Here is a 911-nt window from a genome sequence, read left to right as displayed (position 1 = left end):
CATGCCGAAGGCGCCCAGCACCTCGTCGAACTGCTCGACGGTGCGGCCGAGCTTACGGCGTTCGCCCTCGGCCACGCCCCGGCCGAAGGTGCGCAGCAGCCGCTCGGTGAGCGAGTCGCCGAGGGACCGCCGGGCGAAGGTGACGCCGAGGTAGGTCTGCCCCTCGGCGTGGTTGACCGAGAGCAGGTGCCGCTGCGCGGCCACCAGGTGGTCGCCCCAGCCGGCGGTGCCGGGCACGTCGGGCAGCGGGGCGTGGGTGTGCGCGTCGATGGTGCGGGCCCACTCGTCGGCCGGGAAGGGCCGGGTGGTGCGCCGCAGGTGCAGCCGGAAGCCGGCCAGCCCGGCGTACTGCTCGGAGATCGCCGAGAGCAGCGCCTCCCGTTCGGCGTCCGGCCGGAACGCCCAGCGCACCTCCGGCAGCCAGTACCAGGCGGTGACGGTGTTGGGGGTGAAGGTGAGGTGGCCGGCGATCTCGGTGATGGCCAGCTCGACCGCCGGGTCCCGGTCCCCGAACTTGATCTTCGGTGCCTTGACCCGGACGGGCTTCGTGGGCCGGTCGCGCCGGCTGGCCGAGCGTTGCCGCGGCGGCGTCACCTCCCGGCCGGCCCGCTCCGACCGGCGCTCCCCGCTGCGGCGGGACGCCGGCTCGGCCGCCGGGTCCGGCGCGGGCGGGTCGAGCGGTGCCGGCTGGAGAGGGGCCGGGTGGGACGACGGCGGTGCCGCCGCGGCGGGCGGCGCGTCCTCCGCCGGCGGGCGGAGCGTGGGCAGCCGGTCCCCGTGCTGGTGCGGCACCCGGGACCTGACCGGCCGGGCGGGCGGCTCGTAGGCGGCGGCCGGGAGCTGGTCGACGGCCGGCGCCACGCCGGAAGGCGGCCGATGGGCCGCGTCGCCGGGGTGGACCGCCTCGACCT

1 pseudogene is annotated in these 911 nt (G+C 78.0%); it reads right to left on the bottom strand.

From position 1 onward, the window contains the following. Nucleotides 1-911, bottom strand: a pseudogene (locus ACSNN9_RS28510) (ATP-binding protein); the annotation flags it as partial.

Origin of the sequence: Micromonospora sp. URMC 107 (assembly GCF_051386315.1) — a bacterium.
Classification (GTDB): domain Bacteria; phylum Actinomycetota; class Actinomycetes; order Mycobacteriales; family Micromonosporaceae; genus Micromonospora.
This window is presented reverse-complemented; position numbering and strand designations above follow the sequence as displayed.